The 20,797-nt window shown below is 70.8% G+C and carries 20 protein-coding genes and 2 pseudogenes; 11 read left to right on the forward strand and 11 right to left on the reverse strand.

Annotated elements, in window-relative coordinates; all coding sequences use genetic code 11:
* Nucleotides 1-3: 3 nt before the first annotated feature.
* A pseudogene (locus ACIRPK_RS04280) lies at nucleotides 4-981 on the forward strand (acyltransferase family protein); the annotation flags it as partial.
* Nucleotides 982-1,111: 130 nt separating this feature from the next.
* Here ACIRPK_RS04280 and ACIRPK_RS04285 read toward each other — a convergent pair.
* Complete coding sequence (locus tag ACIRPK_RS04285; RefSeq protein ID WP_403032791.1) at nucleotides 1,112-1,531, reverse strand: MerR family transcriptional regulator; 420 nt, start codon at nucleotides 1,529-1,531, stop codon at nucleotides 1,112-1,114.
* A 129-nt stretch (nucleotides 1,532-1,660) separates the two neighbouring features.
* Here ACIRPK_RS04285 and ACIRPK_RS04290 point away from each other — a divergent pair, with 129 nt between their 5' ends.
* Nucleotides 1,661-2,314: a class II aldolase/adducin family protein gene (locus tag ACIRPK_RS04290; protein WP_403032793.1), complete on the forward strand. Its 654-nt coding sequence runs from the start codon at nucleotides 1,661-1,663 to the stop codon at nucleotides 2,312-2,314.
* On the forward strand, nucleotides 2,311-2,706 hold the full coding sequence (locus tag ACIRPK_RS04295) for a carboxymuconolactone decarboxylase family protein (protein ID WP_403032796.1): 396 nt from the start codon (nucleotides 2,311-2,313) through the stop codon (nucleotides 2,704-2,706). Before ACIRPK_RS04290 ends, ACIRPK_RS04295 begins: the two co-directional genes overlap by 4 nt.
* Nucleotides 2,707-2,785: 79 nt before the next feature.
* Here ACIRPK_RS04295 and ACIRPK_RS04300 read toward each other — a convergent pair whose 3' ends face one another.
* The 5 genes and pseudogenes from ACIRPK_RS04300 to ACIRPK_RS04320 form a co-directional block, all read right to left on the reverse strand.
* Complete coding sequence (locus ACIRPK_RS04300; RefSeq protein WP_403032798.1) at nucleotides 2,786-4,066, reverse strand: ALF repeat-containing protein; 1,281 nt, start codon at nucleotides 4,064-4,066, stop codon at nucleotides 2,786-2,788.
* 189 nt (nucleotides 4,067-4,255) lie between these two features.
* Nucleotides 4,256-4,342, reverse strand: a pseudogene (locus ACIRPK_RS04305) (glutamine synthetase); the annotation flags it as partial.
* Nucleotides 4,343-4,492: 150 nt separating this feature from the next.
* Complete coding sequence (locus ACIRPK_RS04310; RefSeq protein WP_403032801.1) at nucleotides 4,493-4,699, reverse strand: hypothetical protein; 207 nt, start codon at nucleotides 4,697-4,699, stop codon at nucleotides 4,493-4,495.
* Between the two features lie 472 nt (nucleotides 4,700-5,171).
* On the reverse strand, nucleotides 5,172-6,413 hold the full coding sequence (locus ACIRPK_RS04315; RefSeq protein ID WP_403032804.1) for a multiprotein-bridging factor 1 family protein: 1,242 nt from the start codon (nucleotides 6,411-6,413) through the stop codon (nucleotides 5,172-5,174).
* Between the two features lie 134 nt (nucleotides 6,414-6,547).
* Nucleotides 6,548-6,922 carry a GntR family transcriptional regulator gene (locus tag ACIRPK_RS04320; protein ID WP_403032806.1) on the reverse strand — a complete coding sequence of 125 codons (375 nt, stop codon included), beginning with the start codon at nucleotides 6,920-6,922 and terminating at the stop codon, nucleotides 6,548-6,550.
* A 180-nt stretch (nucleotides 6,923-7,102) separates the two neighbouring features.
* Here ACIRPK_RS04320 and ACIRPK_RS04325 point away from each other — a divergent pair, with 180 nt between their 5' ends.
* From ACIRPK_RS04325 to ACIRPK_RS04340, 4 genes are read left to right on the forward strand one after another with little or no spacing between them, the layout of a single operon-like run.
* On the forward strand, nucleotides 7,103-7,420 hold the full coding sequence (locus tag ACIRPK_RS04325) for a hypothetical protein (RefSeq protein WP_403032809.1): 318 nt from the start codon (nucleotides 7,103-7,105) through the stop codon (nucleotides 7,418-7,420).
* Nucleotides 7,417-8,841, forward strand: a complete 1,425-nt coding sequence (repSA, locus tag ACIRPK_RS04330; RefSeq protein ID WP_403032811.1) for a replication initiator protein RepSA — start codon at nucleotides 7,417-7,419, stop codon at nucleotides 8,839-8,841. Before ACIRPK_RS04325 ends, repSA begins: the two co-directional genes overlap by 4 nt.
* Complete coding sequence (locus tag ACIRPK_RS04335; protein ID WP_403032814.1) at nucleotides 8,832-9,035, forward strand: helix-turn-helix domain-containing protein; 204 nt, start codon at nucleotides 8,832-8,834, stop codon at nucleotides 9,033-9,035. The genes repSA and ACIRPK_RS04335 overlap by 10 nt, the downstream gene beginning before the upstream one ends.
* Nucleotides 9,035-10,294 carry a tyrosine-type recombinase/integrase gene (locus ACIRPK_RS04340; RefSeq protein ID WP_403032816.1) on the forward strand — a complete coding sequence of 420 codons (1,260 nt, stop codon included), beginning with the start codon at nucleotides 9,035-9,037 and terminating at the stop codon, nucleotides 10,292-10,294. The genes ACIRPK_RS04335 and ACIRPK_RS04340 overlap by 1 nt, the downstream gene beginning before the upstream one ends.
* Nucleotides 10,295-10,386: 92 nt before the next feature.
* Here ACIRPK_RS04340 and glnA read toward each other — a convergent pair whose 3' ends face one another.
* Nucleotides 10,387-11,748, reverse strand: a complete 1,362-nt coding sequence (gene glnA / locus ACIRPK_RS04345; protein WP_057239125.1) for a type I glutamate--ammonia ligase — start codon at nucleotides 11,746-11,748, stop codon at nucleotides 10,387-10,389.
* Between the two features lie 197 nt (nucleotides 11,749-11,945).
* On the opposite strand from glnA, the gene ACIRPK_RS04350 reads away from it, so the two are divergent.
* Nucleotides 11,946-13,685, forward strand: coding sequence for an NAD+ synthase (locus ACIRPK_RS04350; protein ID WP_403032819.1), 1,740 nt, complete (start codon nucleotides 11,946-11,948; stop codon nucleotides 13,683-13,685).
* 24 nt (nucleotides 13,686-13,709) lie between these two features.
* Here ACIRPK_RS04350 and ACIRPK_RS04355 read toward each other — a convergent pair whose 3' ends face one another.
* From ACIRPK_RS04355 to ACIRPK_RS04365, 3 genes are all read right to left on the reverse strand, one after another.
* Entirely contained in the window at nucleotides 13,710-14,720 is a 1,011-nt protein-coding gene (locus tag ACIRPK_RS04355) for an endonuclease/exonuclease/phosphatase family protein (protein ID WP_403032821.1), read from the reverse strand.
* Nucleotides 14,721-14,840: 120 nt separating this feature from the next.
* Nucleotides 14,841-15,494: a TetR/AcrR family transcriptional regulator gene (locus ACIRPK_RS04360; RefSeq protein WP_403032824.1), complete on the reverse strand. Its 654-nt coding sequence runs from the start codon at nucleotides 15,492-15,494 to the stop codon at nucleotides 14,841-14,843.
* Between the two features lie 51 nt (nucleotides 15,495-15,545).
* Nucleotides 15,546-17,147, reverse strand: coding sequence for an MFS transporter (locus tag ACIRPK_RS04365; protein ID WP_403032827.1), 1,602 nt, complete (start codon nucleotides 17,145-17,147; stop codon nucleotides 15,546-15,548).
* Between the two features lie 219 nt (nucleotides 17,148-17,366).
* Between ACIRPK_RS04365 and panB the strand changes: the two genes are divergently transcribed.
* Complete coding sequence (panB, locus tag ACIRPK_RS04370) at nucleotides 17,367-18,242, forward strand: 3-methyl-2-oxobutanoate hydroxymethyltransferase (protein WP_403032830.1); 876 nt, start codon at nucleotides 17,367-17,369, stop codon at nucleotides 18,240-18,242.
* 67 nt (nucleotides 18,243-18,309) lie between these two features.
* Here panB and ACIRPK_RS04375 read toward each other — a convergent pair whose 3' ends face one another.
* Nucleotides 18,310-18,741 (reverse strand): hypothetical protein, encoded by a 432-nt coding sequence (locus ACIRPK_RS04375; RefSeq protein ID WP_403032833.1) that lies wholly within the window; start codon nucleotides 18,739-18,741, stop codon nucleotides 18,310-18,312.
* Nucleotides 18,742-18,950: 209 nt separating this feature from the next.
* Here ACIRPK_RS04375 and ACIRPK_RS04380 point away from each other — a divergent pair, with 209 nt between their 5' ends.
* Entirely contained in the window at nucleotides 18,951-19,970 is a 1,020-nt protein-coding gene (locus tag ACIRPK_RS04380) for an ATP-binding cassette domain-containing protein (RefSeq protein ID WP_403032836.1), read from the forward strand.
* Nucleotides 19,967-20,797 carry an ABC transporter permease gene (locus ACIRPK_RS04385; protein WP_403032839.1) on the forward strand — a complete coding sequence of 277 codons (831 nt, stop codon included), beginning with the start codon at nucleotides 19,967-19,969 and terminating at the stop codon, nucleotides 20,795-20,797. Before ACIRPK_RS04380 ends, ACIRPK_RS04385 begins: the two co-directional genes overlap by 4 nt.

Below are 20,797 nucleotides of genomic sequence, written 5' to 3' on the forward strand. Positions count from 1 at the left end.
GGTGTGCCCACCCGACTCCCCTCCCTCACCGGGCTGCGCTTCTGGGCCGCCCTGCTCGTCGTGCTCTACCACCTGTCCCGCCAGGTGGGTGAGCTGCCGCTGCTCTCCCCCCTGGTCTGGTACGGCCGGAGCGGGGTGACCTTCTTCTTCGTGCTCTCCGGCTTCGTGCTGGCCTGGACGTACGCCGACTCCCCGGTGCCCGCCCTGGTGTTCCACCGTCGGAGGCTGGCCCGGATCTGGCCGCTGCACGTGCTGACCACCGGCCTGTCGCTGGCGGTGTACGCGGCGATCGGCGCCACCGTCCCGGTGGTGGCCGCCCTCTGGTCGTTGCCGCTGCTGCACCCGTGGCTGCACGGGATGGTGATGGGCGGCAACCCGGCCGGCTGGTCGCTCGGCGACGAGGGCTGGTTCTACCTGCTCTTCCCGCTGCTGCTGCCGGTGCTGACCCGCCGTCGGCCGGGGCCGGTGCTGGCGGGCTGCACGCTGCTCGGCGGACTGGTCTGGCTGTCCGGCGCCCTGGTGGCCGAACCCGCGCTGCGCAGCTGGCTGTTGGACTACCTGCCGCTGGGCCGCACCCCGCAGTTCGTGCTCGGCGCGGCGGCCGCGCTGGCCGTCCGGCGCGGTCTGGTCCGCCCGCTGCCGCTGCGGCCCGCCGTGCTGGCGGTGCTCGGCTTCCACGCGGCGCTGGTGCCCTGGCACCGGGCCGTACCGGACAGCCTCTGGTACGGGCCGTACTCCGCCGCCCAGTTGCTCTCCGCACCGCTGTTCGCGCTGCTGATCACCGCCGCCGCGCAGGCCGACCTGCGCGGCGGCAGCAGGTTCGGCCATCGCAGCCAAGTCCGGCTGGGCGACTGGTCGTTCGCCTGGTACCTGGTGCACGAGATCGGTCTCCGGAGCTGGCTGGCGTGCTTCGGCCGCCCGGCCCCGGGGGTCGACACCGCAGCCGTGTGGCTGCTGCTGGCGGGGGGCAGTCTGGTGCTGGCCGGAGCCCTGTTCCGTTGGGTGGAACGGCCGTTGGAGCGCCGCCTGCGCGGCGGGCCGGGCCCGGGAACGCGACTGCCGCGCCCCCGGCAGGCGGCGGAGGGTCAGCCCTCGGCCGACGTGCCGAGGTTCAGCTGGGCGCAGCGGACGCCCGGGTTGGGTCGGCCTCGGCCGGTGTCCGCCAAGTCGCCATCTGCTCCCGGAACTTCGGACACCGGACGATGTCCTCCTCGCCGCACTGGAGGGCGTGGGTGAGCAGTTGGTGGGCGTGCTCGAGGTCGATCCTGCGCTGCTCGATCTCGACCAGCTTGCCGCGGATCATCGCCTGCCGGGTGGACTGCTCCAACTGGAACGTCCGGATCTCGGCCAGCGTCAGCCCCGCCTGCTGGCACTTGCGCAGCAGCACGATCCGGCCGGCCGCCTCCGGCGGGTACCGCCGCTGGCCGCCCTGGCGTTCGGGCTCCGGCAGCAGGCCGTGGCGCTCCCAGTACCGGATCGCCGAGGCGGGCACCGCGGTGGCCCTGGCGAGCTGACCGATCGTCAACCGCATGCCCGCGCCTCCTCTGCCCCGCCCCGGTCCCTCGCTTGACTTGAACCATAGTGCAAGTTGAAGAGTGGGCCCCGCCCGGACGGCGCCGCACCGGCGGCCGCCGCCGGCCGACGTCCCGGAGCTGCCACGATGACCACCGCACCGACCGCCCACGCCCTGGTCGAGGCCGCCGAGAGCCTGTTCGCCGCCGGGGTGATGTCACACTCCGGCCACGCCAACCTGAGCGCCCGGCTCGACGGCGACCGCTTCCTGCTGACCCCGGGCTTCGTCCGTGGTCTGCGGCCCGAACAGCTCGCCACGGTCGGCCTGGACGGGCGGCTCCTCGACGGCGAGCTCCGCTCCGTCAGCACCGAGATCATCGCCATGCACAGCGCCGTCTACCGGGCCCGCCCCGGGGTCGGCACGATCATCCACACCCACTCCCCCGCCGCGACCGCCTTCGCCGTCGCCCACCGGCCGCTGCCCTGCCGCACCGAGCCGATGCTCCGGTTCGGCCAGCCCGAGGAGGTCCCGGTGGTCCCCTGGGGCCCGCGCGGCTCGGACGTGTCGGTGCGCGGAATCGCCTCGGTGCTGGCGGACCGTCCGACCACCTCGGCCGTCCTGCTCGCCAACCACGGCCTGCTGGTCTTCGGCCCCGACCCGGCCGCCACCGCCCACCTGCTGGTCGCCATCGAGGAGAGCGCCGAGGCGGAACTCGCCGCCGTCGCCCTCGGCGGCGCCGTGGACTTCCCGGCCGGCGCCCTGGCAGCCGTCCGCAGCTCGATCGCCCGGGCCGCGTCATGACCGACCCCCGCGCCGACTCCCGCATTGAGGCCGTCCGCGAGCGCTACCGGGCCACCCTCGGCGCCGTCCCGCAGGGCGTCGAGGACCGCCTCCGCTTGGCCCGGCACCTCGACCGCCTCCCCACCGAGGAGGCGCTGGCCGCCCTGCGCCACGTCGTGCTGACCGACAGTCCGCTCGGCCCGCGGGTCCAGCAACTCGTCCACTTCGGGCAGCTGCTGGCCCTCGGCCAGGCCGGCCCGGCCCGGATCCACGCCCTGGGCGCCCTGCACGCCGACGCCACCCTCACCGACCTCGCGGGCGTGGCCGAGACCGCCCTGATCACCGCAGGCGTCCCGGCCTACGCCCTCGGCACCGAGATCATCGCCGAGCTCCTCGCGGACGGCCGGACCTGACACCCGGTCACGGCGACGGCCCGGTCCCCCGTCGGCGTGGAAGCCTCCGGGAGCCGGGCCGTCGCCGACCTGGAGCGGGTCAGACCTGCGTACGGCGCCGCGCGGCGACGACCACGCCGGCACCCAGCACGACGGCCGCGCCACCGAGGCCGGCCAGCTGCGCCAGCGGGGTGGTCGTACCGGTGGAGGCCAGCCGGTCCCCGGCGTCCTGGCCGTCCGTGGTGGTGACGGGGGTGACCGGCGTGCCGGTGCTGTCGGCGGCGGGGACCACGGCGGTGTCCGGCTTGGCGCCACCGGAGCCACCCTGCGCCGCCTCGGCGGCGGCCTTCGCGGCTGCCTCGTCCTTGGCGCGGGCCGTGTACTGGCCCTCCTTCAGGAAGGCGCGGACGTCCTCGATGGTGCCGTTGAGCGCGGCGTTGCCGGCCTTCCGGACCTCGGGTCCGCCGGTATCTGCCAGCCCGGTGGCACGGATCAGGTCGTCGGACACGCGCAGCGACTCCAGCTCCGTCCTGAGGAAGTGCTCGACAGCCACCGCAGTGCCGGCCAGCGCCTTCTCGGCCGCCTCTCGAACGTGCCGTCCGGTGCTCGGGTCGTCGATGATGCGCTGCACCTCGGCGCGGTTCTCGTCCTCCGCCCGGGCGACGTACTGACCGGTCTTCAGGAACTCGAGGACGTCCTCGACGGTGCCGGACATCGCGGTGTTGGCGGCCTGCTGCACCGCCGGGCCACCGGCCGACATGATCTGGCTGAGCTTGATCCGGGCGTCGTGCTCGGCGCCGTTGCTGTAGCCCGTCGCGAGGAAGCGCTCGACGTCGGCGGCGGTACCCGCGAGCGCCTTCTCCGCACGCTCGCGGACCACCGGCCCGCTGCTCGGGTCGTCGAGGATCCGCTGCACCTTGGCTCGGTTCTCGTCCTCGGTGCGGGCCGTGTACTGACCGACGGTCAGGAAGGCGCGGAACTTCTCGATGTCCTTCGCCTCGAACGCGGCCTCAGCTGCCTTCTTGAGCACCGGGCCACCCGCGCTCATGAGCCGTATGATCGCGATCTGCGCGTCGCCCACACGGATCCGGTCCACCTCCGACGCGAGGAACCGCGCCCGGTCCTCCGGAGTACCGGCGAGGGCCGCCGCCGCGTGCTCGCGGAGGTAGTCGCTCGGTGCGGTGAGCAGGTAGTCGTTCGGGTAGACGAGCAGCTTCTCGATCGCCGCCCGGTTCTCCTCGTCCTGCTTCGTCCCGGCCTGGTCGGCCTGCTCCTGCCCCGCCGGAGCACTGTCGGCGAACGCCGGAGTGGCGGCCATGGCAGCGGGTGCGGCCGCCGTGGCCAGGAAAACGGCAGCGGCGAGCGAACGACGGATCTTCAACGGTCCCCCGAGATCAGCATGCGAATGAACCCGATCGCGACACACCAGCGATCGGTCGAACGATCGTACAGCGACGAAACCCCCTCGCCGAACACATATTCGTCACACCCCGGCCACCACAGCCGAACGGCCCGACCCCCGGCAGCGTGAAGCCGCCGGAGACCGGGCCGCACCGGGCCTGGAACGCGGTTACAGCACCTGGAGGTTCTTCCGCAGCTCGAACGGCGTGACCTCGGAGCGGTACTCCTCCCACTCCTGGCGCTTGTTGCGCAGGAACTGACGGCCCATCCGATCGGCCTGCGCCTCTACCCAGCCGCACACCCCTGACCTGGGATCAAGCCGTCGGCAACTGTCGTCGCCGGTCGCCCTCGGTTCGCCTCGCACGGCCCACAGGCGGCCCGGACCGGTTGGACAGCGAGCGCCAGATCACTCGCCCTCCAGGCGCGCAATCAGCTCACTCAGAGGCATCTTCGTGCCGTTCCCTTCTCGGGTACGGCCCTTCATCCACTCGGCCGTCGCCTTGCCAATGCGCAGGTCACCGACATGCTTGCCGCTGTTGTCTGCGATCTTCAACAGAACACCCTTGGTCCCCAGACCGATGGTGACATCATCCATCTTGACCTGGACCTTCATAACTACCTCCGGCCGTGCGGTCCGTCGCAACGTGGGCAGCAACACCAGGATGTGCGCAGAGGGCCAGTTGCGCCACGCGGGTGGTGGAGCGGTTTTGGCCGGTGTCCTGTCTGGTCTGGGTCCGAGCATGATCGGGGGGCCGTAAGCTGCTGCGACTCGGTCAGGGCTTCTGGGCCTGACCGCAATTTGGCCGAGTGGCCCCCCGGTCTTGCTCGGTGCGGGTCCCGGTCCTGACAGGTGGGTAAAACCGCGTAGCCACCCGCCCCGGCCACGGCGGGGTCTGAACCTCCACTCGGCACTTGGCCGCCAGCATGGCGCGGCCGGCGCCGCCGAAGCGGGGCGAAGACAGGAGCGACGGCGAGCGGCGGGCCAGCGCCGCGAGCGCAGCGAGCCTTGATTCAGTAGCGAAACTCATAACCACCCACCCCACACACCCTCTTGATCCCCCAACACCCACACCCAGACCCGACGGTCAGAGCTGGGCATCGGGGCGGCTGAGCTGGTTCAGATGGCCCAAGTAGAGCTTGGCGGGCTCCTCGTCGCCGTACTGCTTGTGAACGATGGTGGCCAGCTCCCGGCTGACCATGAGCAGGGAGGGCAAGGACTGCCGGTCACCGCGAAGCGCGAGTTCGCCGTAGTTGACTGCCTGGCCAAGGTCACCCTCACGTGCGGCTACGACCCCAAGGGTGATGCGGGCCTCGGCGATGCGCATCGGTGAGCGCTCGGTCCCGTCGTAGTCCGTGCTGGAGCTGATGACCTCTTCCGCGAGGGTCTGAGCGAGCCGGTTCTCGCCCAGCATCCGGTAGCAGTCCATGACGTAGAAGTCGAACTTCGCCGGGTCCACCACGAAGTGGTTGTCCAGGTTCTCGGGGTGCTCCATGCCCTCCAGCAGCCTCCGACCCCGGTCAAGAGCTACCTCTGTCTGGCGGCGGTCCCCGAGCCGGGCCCACGCCTTCGCCTCCTGGGCGGCAAGCTGTACGGCCACGCCCCGGTTGCCTGCGATCTCGCTACCGCTCTTGGCGGCTGCCAGCACTCCCCGCTGATCCCCGGTCGTCAGGGCAAACCAGGCGCGCATCTCGTGCGCCCACCCCCGAATCTCGGCATGGTCGGTCTCAAGCCCGATGGACAAGGCCGCCTTGCGGGTCGCCTCTGCTTCGTGACGAAGGCCCATGTCGTACTCGACACACCCGACCAGCAGAGCCAACCAGCCTGCCAGGGTGAGCACTTCACGGTGCTGGCTGAGCGTCAGCCGCTCGGATCGCAGACTCGCCACGCGAGAGAGCCATTCCCGTCCCTCGACGGCGAGTTGGGCGCTCGGCATGAACGCGTACTCGGAGCAGAGGCGGTCGACGGTGATCTGGAGCGCTTCGAGTGTCGCCGCGTCCACGTCGGACGCCTGCATCCGGCCGAGGATGTCCAGGGTCTCCATGCCGCTGACGGTCGCGATTTCGGCGTTCCCGTCGCGTCGGCCAGCCTTCGGGAAGATGGCGTGTGTGACGGTTCCGAAGGTGGCGGCGATGACCGGCTGGTAGAAGTCGCTGGGCTTGATCTCGCCGGACTCCCAGCGCTTCCAGGCCCGGACCAGGTTGGCCTGTTCGGGAAGTTCCTTGGTCGAGTGCGCGCGTAGGGCGTTGACCGCCTGGGCCTGCGACCATCCCCGCGCCTGGCGCTCAGCGGCAATGCGTCGTGCCCATGCGGGCCGGTCGTCGCTCATGTTGCCCCTCCCTCTGGAGTCCATGCCCTGAGTCTGGCACCGGGATGCCCTTGGACAAGGGTGGTGACAGCCGGGTGACACCAGGGCTGTCCCCGGCGTGACACCCCTCGTGTCACTCCCCGGCTGACGCTCCGTCACCCATCGTTGGAGTCCGAAGCAGAACGGGGGGCCTGCTGCTCCAACTTGGCTACCCGTTCGGCAAGTCGTCGTAGCTCTGCCGAGAGGTGGTCGATCTGCTCATGAACGCTCAGCTCCGACTCTGTCGGCTCCGGCTCCTCCAGGGAGCGCACGAAGGAGCCCCGTCCGGCGGTCGAGATGATCACGCCTTCCTCGCGCAGCACTCGGAGCGCGCTCTGAACGGTCATCTCGGCGATGCCAAACCGTTCGGCCAGCTCACGGAGCGAGGGAAGTTTCTGTCCGGGCTGGAGTGCGCGGGTCTCGATCTCGACCCGCAAGGTGTCGGCCACCTGCACGTACTTGGGGCGCTCGTCGTCAACAGAAACCGTCATGGGTCGAGCGTAGTGACCGCTCTCGACCTAGGCCACCCCATAGCGCACTAGGGCTTGCACGCTAGTCCGCACTAGTCCACACTGAACGCAAGCCGCCAAGCGAATGCAGCGGGGACGGCGCGCACATGCCGCCAAGCCGACGCGCCGTCCCCTTCGCCCCTCTTTCAAGGGAACACCATCATGCCTGCTGCCAAGCTGTCCCGTCGTCGCCTGGCCGTCTCGCCGCTGCGGATCACCGGCCACACCGTGTCCGCACCGGTCGAGACGGAACCGGAAGAGACCGTCTGGATGGTGCTCGGCCTGCCGGAGTCCTGCGAGTGCGGCGGTACCGGGTTGATCCCGCTGCCGGACCACATTCGGATGCGCGCCGAGGTGGATTTCGTGAACTGCCCCCGCCATCACCGGGGCCAGCTGGAGATCACCATCAAGCCCCGGCCGCACAGCGGCGAGCCGTTCACCGGCAAGATCGTGTCCTCCTCGGCGGTGTGCCTCCCGTGACCCCAACCACCTTGCCGCTCCGGGAGGTTGACCGGCTGGCTGTCGCCGACTTGGCCCGGCTCGCCTCCCGGGGCGACCTGTCCCGTCTTCAGGATCAGATCCGCCGCACCGGCGGCTGCTCGAACCCCGTCCATCTGACCGGCTTCCGGACCCTGGTGCACGCCCCGACCGGCGCCGTCTGGAACCGCTACTCCACCGTGCACGAGCCCGGTGGGCGGCTCAAGGTGGCGTGCGGGAACCGGCGGGCCTCCCGCTGCCCCTCCTGCGCCCGGACGTACTCCGCCGACACCTTCCACCTGATCCGCGCCGGACTCGCCGGAGACACCACCAAGGGCATCCCTGACACGGTCCGCTCACACCCCCGCGTCTTCGCCACCCTCACGGCCCCGTCGTTCGGCCCGGTCCACAACCGGCCCGGGACCGGACCCTGCCGCTGCGGCACCCAACACCCGTCTACTGACGGCAAGTTGGGGACATCACTCGACCCCGAGCGGTACGACTACGCGCACGCCGTGCTGTGGAACAACCACGCCCCCGAGCTGTGGCGGCGCTTCACCATCTACCTGCGGCGTGAGATCGCCGTCCGCGCCGGTCTCTCCCGCTCGGAGCTGGCAGACCACTGCCGCGTCTCGTACGGGAAGGTGGCGGAGTATCAGCGGCGCGGGGCCGTGCACTTCCACGCCGTCATCCGCCTCGACGGACCGGACGGTCCGGATACCCCGCCCCCGGCTTGGGCCAGCGTCGGCCTGCTCGATGACGCGATCCGGGCCGCTGCCCGATCGGCCGGTGTCCCGCTCGCTGGTGCTGGTGACGTTCCGGCCCGGGTGCTGCGGTGGGGCGAGCAGGTGGACGTGCGCCCGATCGGCGCCTTCGCAGGCGGCCAGATCTCCGAGCAGGGCGTCGCCTCCTACGTCGCCAAGTACGCCACGAAGTCGGCGGAGAGCACCGAGACCGTTGACCGGCGCATCCTGGAGCGTCATGAGCTGGAGCGGCACCAACTGCCGGACCACACCCGGCGCCTGATCGAAGCGTGCTGGGACCTTGACCCGCTGTTCCCCGGGCGGCTGCTGGCCCACTGGTCGCACATGCTCGGCTTCCGGGGCCACTTCTCTTCCAAGTCGCCCAGCTACTCGACCACCCTCGGTGCCCTCCGGCAGGTCCGTGCCGACTTCCGCGCCGAGCAGTCCCGGACCGATCTGCGGGCCAAGCTCCTGGCCGCCGGACTGCCGGACCTGGACGACCTTCCCGAGGCGGAGACCCTCGTCGTCGCCCACTGGTCCTTCGCCGGAGCAGGCAACAGCCCCGGTGAGTCCCTGCTCGCTGCCGGGGTCGCTGCCGAGCTGCACGAACGCCGCACCACCGACCGCCAAGAACTCAAGGCACAGCTCACCCGAGAAGAGGAGGAACTGTCATGGCTGTAAGGGGGGCACTTCCCGACCACTACCTCACCCCGATCGACCTAGCCTCACTGCTGGGCATCCCGGTGGAGACCGTCTACCAGTGGCGCCGCAAGCGCACCGGCCCGCCCGGATTCCGCGTCGGCCGACACCTGCGCTTCGACCCGACCAAGGTGCACGCCTGGATCGAGACCCTGAGCGGGGAGGCGAGCGTCTGATGGCCGGACACATCCAAGACCGCTGGTACAAGACCGAACCCGGCACCGACGGCAAGCCCCACCGGGTCAAGACGGACCGCCACGGCTCCGGCCTGCGCTACCGCGCCCGCTACATCGGTCCCGACGGCACCGAGAAGTCCAAGTCCTTCGCTGACCGCCAGAAGCGCCAGGCTGACCAGTGGCTGGCCCAGATCGAAGCCGACATGACTCGGGGTCAGTACATCGACCCCAAGACCGCCCGGACCACCTTCAAGCAGTACGCGGAGAAGTGGCTCGGCTCCCAAACTACCGACCCGAACACACGGGCCTCGGTCGATGCCCAGATCCGGCGACACGCGATCCCCTATCTCGGCCTGCGTCCCATCGAGTCATTCCAGCCCTCTCACATCCGTGAGTGGCTGAGCGAGTTGGAGAAGGCGGTCCCGGCATCGTCGTACCGGCGCGTCATCTTCGGGAACGTCTCCGGCATCTTCACCGCTGCCGTAGAGGACCGTCTGCGGACCACTAACCCGTGCCGCTCCCGCTCGGTCACAGCTCCAAGTCGGGCGCCTGGCCGCGTCCGGCCGTGGACCACTGAACAGGCTTCCGCCGTACGGGCCGGACTCCCGGACCGCTTCCGGGCGATGGCTGACGCGGCCAGCGGTTGCGGTCTCCGACAGGGTGAGATCTTCGGGCTGCCCATCGATGAAGTCGGCTTCGACACTGGGTGGTTGCACGTCGGCTACCAGGTAAAGGACGTAGGCGGGCACCTGGTGTTTGCTCCTCCGAAGCGTGGCAAGGTCCGGGACGTGCCTCTCCCACAGCGGGTAGCTGGCGCGCTCCAGGCACACATCACGGCCTTCCCGCCGGTCGAGGTGACGTTGCCCTGGTTGACCCCGGACGGCCCGCCGGTCACCAAGCGGCTGCTCTTCTCCCGTGAGGAGTCAGGGGCGGTGCGGCGGAGCGACTTCAACACCTATGCCTGGAAGCCTGCCCTTGTGAGTGCGGGTATCATCCCCGAGCCGGTGAAGGGCCAGCGTCACCAGTCGGCGCGCGAACACGGCATGCACGCGCTTCGGCACTTCTACGCCTCGGTTCTCCTCGACGCGGGCGAGAACGTCAAGGCACTGAGCGGCTACCTGGGGCACTCGGACCCCGGCTTCACCCTCCGCGTCTACACACACCTGATGCCGAGCAGTGACGGCCGAGCACGCCGGGCCGTGGACAAGCTCTACGAGTCGCTGGGCTGGGCCACTGCCCCTCGGCCTGACGGCCCGTAGACGGCCCAGGGGGATCAGAAAGGCCCCGGACCAACGGTAACGATCCGTTGATCCGGGGCCTTCGTCGTCTGCCCTAAGCCGCTGACCTGCGCTTACAGCACCTGGAGGTTCTTCCGCAGCTCGAACGGCGTGACCTCCGAGCGGTACTCCTCCCACTCCTGGCGCTTGTTGCGCAGGAAGAAGTCGAAGACGTGCTCGCCCAGCGTCTCGGCGACGAGTTCGCTGCGCTGCATCAGGTCGATGGCCTCGCCGAGGTTCTGCGGCATGGGCTGGATCCCCATCGCCCGCCGCTCCGCGTCGGAGAGCGCCCAGACGTCGTCGTCGGCGCCGGGCGGGAGCTCGTAGCCCTCCTCGATGCCCTTCAGGCCGGCCGCCAGGGTGACGGCGTAGGCGAGGTAGGGGTTGCAGCCGGTGTCCAGCGAGCGGACCTCGACCCGGGTGGAGCCCTGCTTGCCGGGCTTGTACATCGGGACCCGGATCAGGGCGGAGCGGTTGTTGTGGCCCCAGCAGATGTACGAGGGGGCCTCGCCGCCCGCGCCGGCCGTGCGCTGCGAGCCGCCCCAGATGCGCTTGTAGGAGTTGACCCACTGGTTGGTGACGGCGGCGGTCTCGGCGGCGTGCCGGAGCAGGCCGGCGATGAAGGAGCGGCCGACCTTGGAGAGCTGGTACTCGGCACCGGACTCGTGGAAGGCGTTGCGGTCGCCCTCGAACAGCGAGAGGTGGGTGTGCATGCCCGACCCGGGGTGGTCGGAGAACGGCTTCGGCATGAAGGTGGCGTGCACGCCCTGTTCGAGCGCGACCTCCTTCATGACCAGACGGAACGTCATGATGTTGTCGGCGGTGGAGAGTGCGTCGGCGTAGCGGAGGTCGATCTCCTGCTGGCCGGGGGCGCCCTCGTGGTGGGAGAACTCCACCGAGATGCCCATCGACTCCAGCATGGTGATGGCCTGGCGCCGGAAGTCGTGGCCGACCCCGCGCGGGGTGTGGTCGAAGTAGCCGGACTGGTCGGCGGGGATCGGCGGGGTGCCGTCACCGGGGAGGTTCTTCAGCAGGAAGAACTCGATCTCCGGGTGGGTGTAGAAGGTGAAGCCGAGCGCGGACGCCTTCTCCAGGGTGCGCTTGAGCACGAACCGGGGGTCCGCGTACGAGGGCGAGCCGTCGGGCATCAGGATGTCGCAGAACATCCGGGCGGTGCCGGGGGTCTCCGAACGCCAGGGCAGGATCTGGAACGTGGTCGGGTCCGGCTTGGCGATCATGTCGGACTCGTAGACCCGGGCGAAGCCCTCGATCGCCGAGCCGTCGAACCCGATGCCCTCCTCGAACGCCTGCTCAAGCTCGGCCGGAGCGACGGCGACCGACTTGAGGAACCCGAGCACGTCGGTGAACCACAGCCGGACGAAACGGATGTCACGCTCCTCGAGCGTACGAAGCACGAACTCCTGCTGCTTGCCCATGGGGACAGTCTCACCTCTGCTCTTTACGTTCGTGTTACGTCCCGAAGCCCGCCCGGGGCGGCCTGGCGACAACTGCCCCCATCATGTCGGATCTTCGTCCGGATGGTTAGCTCCGCACGGTGCGAAGCGCTGCGACGGCACCCCGGATCGCCCCGCGGCCGAGACATAGCGTCAGTTTGACGATTACACTGGGCCGCATGCCGAATCTCCGTGTCGCCCTGAGCCAGACCGACCCCTGGGTCGGTGACATCGCGCACAACTGCGACGAGGTGGTGCGCTGGACCGCGCGGGCCGCCGAGGCCGGTGCCCAGCTGGTCGCGTTTCCCGAGATGGCCCTGACCGGGTACCCGGTCGAGGACCTCGCGCTGCGGAGCTCGTTCGTGGAGGCGTCCCGGGCGGCGCTGGTGGAGCTCGCGGCGCGGCTGGCGGCCGAGGGCCTGGGCGAGCTGCCGGTGCTGGTCGGCTACCTGGGACGGTCCGAGCGGCGGACCGCGAACCGGCCGGCCGGCTCGCCGCAGAACTGTGCCGCCGTGCTGCACCGGGGCGCGGTGGTGAACCGTTTCGCCAAGCACTACCTGCCCAACTACGGCGTCTTCGACGAGCACCGCTACTTCGTGCCCGGCGACCAGCTCTCGGTGCTCCGGCTGCACGGCGTGGACGTGGCGCTGGCCGTCTGCGAGGACATCTGGCAGGACGGCGGCCGGGTGAGCGCGGCCCGCGAGGCCGGCGCCGGGCTGCTGCTGGTGATCAACGGTTCGCCGTACGAGCAGGACAAGGACGACGCCCGGCTGGAGCTGGTCCGGCGGCGCGCGGCCGAGGCGGGCTGCCCGCTGGCGTACCTGAACATGGTCGGGGCCCAGGACGAACTGGTCTTCGACGGCGACTCGCTGGTGGTGAGCGCCGAGGGCGAGGTGATCGCGCGGGCGCCGCAGTTCGAGCAGACCCTGCTGGTGGTCGACCTGGAGCTGGCGGCAGCCGACCCCGACCCGGCCGACCGACCACTGGTGAACGGCCTCAAGCTGGTCCGCACCGACCTGGGCGGCGAACCCGAACGGCGCGAGCAGCCCGGGTACCCGGTCGCCCCCCGGCTGGACGACGAGGCGGAGATCTACGGCGCGCTGGTCGAGGGCACCCGGGCGTACGTCCGGAAGAACGGCTTCGGCTCGGTGCTGATCGGCCTGTCCGGCGGCATCGACTCCGCGCTGGTGGCGGCGATCGCGGTGGACGCGCTCGGGGCGGCGAACGTGCACTGCGTGTCGATGCCGAGCCGGTACTCCTCCCAGCACTCCCGGGACGACGCGGCCGACCTGGCGGAACGGACCGGCCTCACCTTCCGTACGGTGTCGATCGCCCCGATGTTCGACGCCTACCAGGACACGCTCGGGCTGACCGGCCTGGCGGAGGAGAACCTGCAGTCCCGGCTGCGCGGCACGCTGCTGATGGCGATCTCCAACCAGGAGGGCCACCTGGTGCTGGCGCCGGGCAACAAGAGCGAGCTGGCGGTGGGGTACTCGACCCTCTACGGCGATTCGGTGGGCGCCTACGGGCCGATCAAGGACGTCTACAAGTCGCTGGTCTTCCGGCTGGCGAGGTGGCGCAACGCGCTGGCCGAGGAGCGCGGCGAGCGGCCGCCGATCCCGGCCAACACCATCGACAAGCCGCCGTCGGCCGAACTGAGGCCGGATCAGGTGGACACCGACTCGCTGCCGGACTACGAGCTGCTGGACGCGGTGCTCGACCTGTACGTCGAGGGCGACCAGGGCCGGGACGCGATCGTGGCGCAGGGCTACGACCCGGCCGTGGTGGACCGGATCGTCCGGCTGGTCGACACCGCCGAGTACAAGCGGCGGCAGTACCCGCCGGGGCCGAAGATCTCCCGCAAGGGCTTCGGCCGGGACCGCCGGCTCCCCGTCACCAACCGCTGGCGGCAGGGCTGACGGCCGCTCGGGCGGTGGCCCGGCTCAGTAGCGGTAGTCCGCCGCGACCGCGAGGTGGTCGCTGCCGTCGGCCGGCAGCGCCCGGGAGTCGGTGGGCTTCAGGCCGCCCTTGCTGAGGATCTGGTCGATCCGGGCCAGCGGGAAGCCGGCCGGCCAGCTGAAGCCGAAGCCGTCCCCGGCCGCGCCCTGGGCGGACCGCATCTGGGCGGTGACCGGCGCCAGCGAGCGGTCGTTCATGGTCCCGTTGAGGTCGCCGAGCAGCAGCACCTTCTTCAGCGGCTCGGCCTCGATCGCGTCGCCGAGCGCCTGCGCGCTGACGTCGCGCTGCCCGGCCGTGAAGCCGCCGTCGAACTTGACCCGGACCGACGGCAGGTGGGCGACGTAGACCGCGAGCGGGCCCTGACCGGTCGTCACGGTGGTCCGGAACGCCCGGGTCCAGCCGATCTTGATGTCCACCACCCGGGTGTCGCCGATCGGGTACTTGGACCAGAGCCCCACGGTGCCCTCCACCACGTGGTACGGGTAACCCGCGGCCAGGCCCTTGCCGTACGTGCTGACGGCGCCGCCCGCCAGCTCCTCCAGCGCGATGATCTGCGCGCCGGAGGCGTTCAGCATCCGCACCGTGCCGGCCGGGTCGGTGTTGGCCGCCGCCACGTTGTGGGTGAGCACGGTGAAGTCGCCCTTGCCGGTGCTCTTGTCGGTCAGCAGGCCGCCGAACAGGTTGAGCCAGACCACGGCGGGGAGCAGCACCGCGACCAGCGCGAGCGCCGAGCGGCGCAGCAGCGCGAGCACCAGCAGCACCGGGACGGCCAGGCCGAGCCAGGGCAGGAAGGTCTCCAGCAGGCTGCCCAGGTTGCCGACGGCGTTGGGCACCGAGGAGTGGAAGGCGAGCAGACCCGCCGTCAGCCCGGCCAGCACGGCCAGGACCCGGCCCCGGCGCCAGGTGCCGCGCCGCCAGCCGCCGGTCCGCCAGAACCGACGAGCCGCGGGCCGCCCACCTTCGGTCGGTGCCGCTGTCTCGTCCGTCTGTGCCATGAACCGATCCTCCGTGCTGTTCCGCTTCGTCGGGCTGCCACCGATTTAGTCGGATTCTCGGCTCAGCCTATGACGGGACAGACGCCACCGGAGCCGCGCCGGGTTGCGGCGCGCCCCCGGTCAGTGAGATTCGCCACCGGACGGCCGCACGCCGGCGCCGGCCAGCACCGCGTCGACCATCTGGGCGGGCAGCCGCTCGTCGTCCAGCGGACCCTCGCCCCAGAGCACGGCCCGCACCAGGATCGGGCCGATCACCATCTCGGTGAGCAGCTCGACGTCGACGTCGTCCCGGAGCACGCCCTCCGCCACCCCGCGCCGGATGATCTCCCGGGCCAGCTCGCGGCGCGGCTTGATGATCCGCTCCTTGTACAGCTGACGCAGCTCGGGCCAGGTGTCGAGCTGGCCGAGGGCGGCCTTGAGCGCCCAGCGGGAGCGCTTGGCCAGGCCCCGGCGCCGGATGTCGTCCACCATCGCGATCAGGCTCTCCCGGACGCCCGCGTCGGTGAGCACCGGCTCCGGCTGCTCCTCCAGCCGGGCCACCACGTCGACCAGCAGGGCCTCCTTGTTGGGCCAGCGCCGGTAGATGGTGGCCTTGCCGACGCCCGCCGCGGCCGCGATCCGTTCGATGGAGAGCTCGGCGAGGCCGGTGCCCTCCTCCATCAGCCGCTCGACGGCGGCCACGATCGCCTGCTCGGCCGCCTCGCTGCGCGGCCGCCCCCGGCGGGGAGCACAGAGCTCCCCGCCGGAGGTGGGCACGGTGGTTTCGGTCTGCATGGGGCCATTCTGCCCGCCCCGGCCGCCACCTTGATCATTCATGACGGCCGCTCAGACCCGCTCGACCTGCTCGGCGCCCTGCTCGGCACCGGGTTCGACGGTCGGCGCCGGGCCCGCGGCCGGGGTGGCGACCCGGCCGGGCAGCAGGAACCAGGCGAGCAGCACGCCCACCGCGGTCACCCCGGCGGAGAGCCCGGCGACCACGTGCATGGCGTGGATGAAGGACTCCTGGGCCTGGCCGACCAGGGCGGTGTCGCCCGCCCGCCCGGCGATCGCCAGGGTCGCCTCCAGCGACTCGCCGGCCTTGTCCCGCAGCGCGGGCGGCAGCTGGCCGAGCGAGTCGGAGACGCCGTCCCGGTACACGGTGGAGAGCACCGCGCCGAGCACGGCCACCCCGAGCGAGCCGCCGACCTGGCGGAAGGTGTTGTTCAGCGCGGAGCCCGCGCCGGCCTTCTCCCGGGGCAGCGAGCCCATGATCGCCACGGTGACCGGCGGCATCACGTGCGCCATGCCGGTGCCCATCAGGAAGCCGAGCACCACCAGCAGCCAGATCGGGGTGGTCTGGCCGAGCAGCAGGTAGCCGAGGAAGGCGACCGCGATCAGGGCCATGCCGGCCGCACAGGTGGCCCGGACGCCGAAGCGGTCCACCACCAGCCGGGCCCGCGGCGCGAACAGCAGCTGGGCGACCGCCAGCGGGAGCATCAGCACACCGGCCTGCAGCGGGCTGTAGCCGCGCACGCTCTGGATGTAGAAGACCCCGAAGAAGGAGACGCCCATCAGCGCGAAGAAGACCAGGCCGATCACCGTGACGGAGGCGCTGAAGACCTTGTTGCGGAACCAGCCGACGTTCATCGCGGGGTGGTCGGTGTGCTTCTCCCACAGCACGAAGCCGGCCAGCACCAGCACACCGCCGAGGGTCGGCACCCAGGCCGCCGCCGCGGTGAAGTCGGCCAGCTCGCCGCCCTTGATGATGCCGTAGATCAGCGCGACCAGGCCGACGATCGAGAGCAGCACGCCGACCGGGTCGAGCCGGCCCGGGTTCGGGTCCTTGGAGTTGGGCACCAGCAGCGCCATCGCGACCAGGGCGATCAGCACGATCGGGACGTTCACCAGGAAGACCGAGCCCCACCAGAAGTGCTCGATCAGCACGCCACCGGTGATCGGGCCGATCGCGATCGCCAGGCCGACCGCGCCGGCCCAGATGCCGATCGCCTTCGGCTGCTCGCTGCGCTCGAAGACGTTCATGATGATGGCCAGCGTGGCGGGCATCACGAAGGCGCCGCCCAGGCCCATCACCGCGCGGTAGCCGATGAGTTCACCGGGCGAGGCGGCCAGTGCGGAGAGCAGCGACCCGAGGCCGAAGACCACCATGCCGCCGAGCAGCGACCACTTGCGGCCGAGCCGGTCGCCGAGCAGCCCGGCGGTGAACAGCAGCCCGGCGAAGACCAGGGTGTACGAGTTGATGGACCATTCCAGATCGCTCTGGCTGGCCCCGAGCCCGGTGGGCGCGGGCGAGGCGATGGTCTTCATCGCCACGTTGAGGATCGAGTTGTCGAGGACGACGACGAGCAGGGCGAGCACCAGCGTGCCCAGGATCGCCCAGCGGCGGCGATGGACGGCCTCGGGAATCCGGGACGGTGCGGCGGTGGTCATGAGTTGGGTCTCCCCCGGTGAGCGGGCATTACGAGTCGGAAGCGTCTCGGAATCAGAGTATCGAGCTTTACGATACGAGACGGTCCCGTATCGTAAATTCTGGGCAAAGAACCCGGGGTGCGCCCGCCCTTTGCCAAGCGGGGCCGGCGTGCAAGCATGGGAGCAGATCCGGGGACGCCGTACGGCGCCACGAGACGACAACCTTCAGGAGCCTGTTCCATGAACGCTTCTCCGCTTCAGCCTGCCCAGGGCAAGGACAAGGGCGAGGGCCACACCCTCTACGGCGGGGTCACCAACCGCCGGGTGACCGTCCGCGACATCGCCGCCGCCAAGCAGCGCGGTGAGAAGTGGGCGATGCTCACCGCCTACGACGCGCTCACCGCCGGGGTCTTCGACGAGGCCGGCATCCCGGTGCTGCTGGTCGGCGACTCGGCCGGCAACTGCCACCTGGGCTACGAGACCACCGTCCCGGTGACGATGGATCAGATGGTGATGCTGTCGGCCGCCGTGGTGCGCGGCACCCGGCGCGCCCTGGTGATCGGCGACATGCCGTTCGGCTCGTACCAGGAGTCGCCCGCGCAGGCCATGCACAACGCGGCCCGCCTGATGAAGGAGGCGGGGGTGGGCGCGGTCAAGCTGGAGGGCGGCGAGCGCAGCGCCCGCTCGATCGAGCTGCTGGTCGAGGCCGGCGTCCCGGTGATGGCCCACATCGGGCTGACCCCGCAGTCGGTGCACGCCTTCGGCGGCTACCCGGTGCAGGGGCGCGGCGACGAGGCCGCGCACCAGCTGCTCCGGGACGCCAAGGCGGTCCAGCAGGCGGGTGCCTTCGCCGTCGTGCTGGAGGCCGTACCGGCCGAGCTGGCCGCGCAGGTCACCGAGCAGCTGGCGGTCCCGACCGTCGGCATCGGCGCGGGGGCGGGCACCGACGCCCAGGTGCTGGTGTGGACCGACATGGCCGGGATGACCGCGGGCCGGGTGCCCAAGTTCGTCAAGCAGTACGCCGACCTGCGGTCGGTGCTCGGCAACGCCGCCCGGGAGTTCGCGGCCGAGGTCGGCGCGGGCACCTTCCCGGCGCCGGAGCACACCTTCAAGTAGTCGGCACAGCAAGGAAGGGCGGTACCGGGGCCCCGGTACCGCCCTTCCGCGTCTCAGGGACGCGTCATCAGCAGGCGATCGGCAGGTCCAGCGTCACCGGGTTCGGGGACCACGGGTAGGACGCCACCGAGAACGAGGCGTGCACGGTCGAGCCGCACGGCACGGTGCCGCCGACACCGCGCACCTGGATGGTGGAGGCGGTGAAGGTGCGGTAGCCCTGCACGGTGCCGAGCGAGGCGCCGCCGACGATCTGGCCGGTCAGGTTGACGGTGAGCTCCTTCGGCTGGAGCACGGTGCCGGGGCTCGGCGGGCCCGCCAGGCCGATCTGCCCGTACAGCTGCACCTGGTCGCCGGTGACCTCGGCGCACACCTTGGTCTGCAGGCCGGACTGCAGGCCCGAGTAGCCACAGGTGACCGTGGTCGTGGTGGTGGCCGAGGCCGGGGTGGCGGCGAGTGCCAGACCGGCCGCACCGGCGGCGACGAGAAGCTTGCGGAACATTGAAGTTCCCTCCCTGTGAGCAGCGCGAGCGGCCCCACGCCGCTCGCTGCTGCAATGTGATATTTCACTATAGTCATGAATCTGAGGCGTCGTCAGGTTGAACAGTCGCAGGGTGACCGAGAACACTCCGGTGACGCCGCGTCAGCGCCCTGACAGCCGCGACAGCCGACTGACAGCGGCGTGACAGCGGCCCCCGGCAGGCTGATGCCATGAACCGAAACGACATCGCCCCGAACGACCGGGGGCTCAGCGGCACGAACGCCGTCGAGGTACGAGGCATCGTCAAGCACTACGGCGAGACCAAGGCCCTGGACGGGGTCGACCTGACCGTCCGCCAGGGCACCGTGCTCGGCGTGCTCGGCCCGAACGGCGCCGGCAAGACCACGCTGGTCCGGGTCCTCTCCACCCTGATCAAGCCGGACGCGGGCACCGCCTTCGTCGGCGGCTACGACGTGCTGCGCCAGCCCAAGCAGCTGCGCCGCACCATCGGCCTGACCGGCCAGTACGCCTCGGTCGACGAGCTGCTCTCCGGGTACGAGAACCTCTACCTGATCGGCCGGCTGCTCGACCTGTCCGCCAAGCAGGCCAAAGCCAGGGCCACCGAGCTGCTGGAGCGGTTCTCGCTCACCGAGGCGGCCGGGCGCCCGGCCAAGACCTACTCCGGCGGCATGCGCCGCCGGCTCGACCTGGCCGCCTCGATGATCGGCAGTCCCAAGGTGCTCTACCTGGACGAGCCGACCACCGGGCTCGACCCGCGCACCCGCAACGAGGTCTGGGACGAGGTGCAGCGGATGGTGACGGAGGGGGCCACCGTGCTGCTCACCACCCAGTACATGGAGGAGGCGGAGCAGCTCGCCGACGAGCTGACCGTGATCGACCGGGGCAGGGTGATCGCCAACGGCGGGGTCGCCGAACTCAAGTCCCAGGTCGGCGGCCGCACCCTGCAGGTCCGCCCGGTGCACCCGGCCGAGCTGTCGGAGATGGCCCGCTGCCTGCAGGAGAGCGGCCTGACCTCGGTCACCTTCTCCACCGACACCGACCTGCTCTCGGTCCAGCTCATCGACGACGACCAGCTCACCACCGTGATCGGCGTGCTCGGCTCGCGCGGCTTCGGCATCGCCGGGATCGACACCAAGCTGCCCAGCCTGGACGAGGTCTTCCTGACCATCACCGGCAAGTCCGCCCCCACCGACGCCGTCCCGACCCTGCAGAAGGAGGCCGTGGCATGAGCGCCGCAACCCTCACCCCCGCCGCACCCGGCCTCGCGCCGCTGACCGCCGACGACGTCCGGATCGGCCCCCGGGCCACCCTCCGGCACGTCGGCGCACTGACCCGCCGCAACCTGATGCGGATCAAGGCCGACCCGGAGTCGATGCTCGACGCCCTGCTGGTGCCGATCATCTTCACCGTGCTGTTCGTCTACGTCTTCGGCGGGGCGCTGTTCCCGACCCGCCAGGAGTACATCCAGTACATGATCCCCGGGCTGCTCGGCACCACCGGGCTGAACCTCGCGATGGCCGTCGGCACCGGACTGAACAGCGACTTCCAGACCGGTGTGATGGACCGGTTCCGCACCCTGCCGATCGGCCGGTCCGCGGTGCTGGTCTCCAAGATCGCCGCCGAGATGCTGCGCGCGCTGGTGTCCTTCACCATCCTGATCGGCTTCGCGATGATCCTCGGGCTGGAGATCAAGACCGGCTTCCTGCACCTGCTCGCCGCCGTCGGCCTGTCGCTGACGTTCGGCATGTCGATCATCTGGATCTCGATGCTGCTGGGCATGTCGCTGCGCAGCGTGCAGGCCGTCCAGGGGGTCTCGATGCTGGTCATCATGCCGCTCCAGTTCGGCAGCTCGATCTTCGCCCCGACCGGCACCATGCCGGGCTGGCTGCAGACCTTCACCACCTACAACCCGCTCTCCGCGCTGGCCGACGCCTGCCGCAGCCTGATCAACGGCGGGGCGCTCACCCACTCGGTGCTGATCGTGCTGATCTGGTCGGTGGGGGTCACCGCAGTCACCGCCCCGCTGGCCGTGGCCCGGTTCCGCAAGCGGACCTGA

The organism is Kitasatospora sp. NPDC101801 (assembly GCF_044766665.1).
GTDB lineage: Bacteria > Actinomycetota > Actinomycetes > Streptomycetales > Streptomycetaceae > Kitasatospora.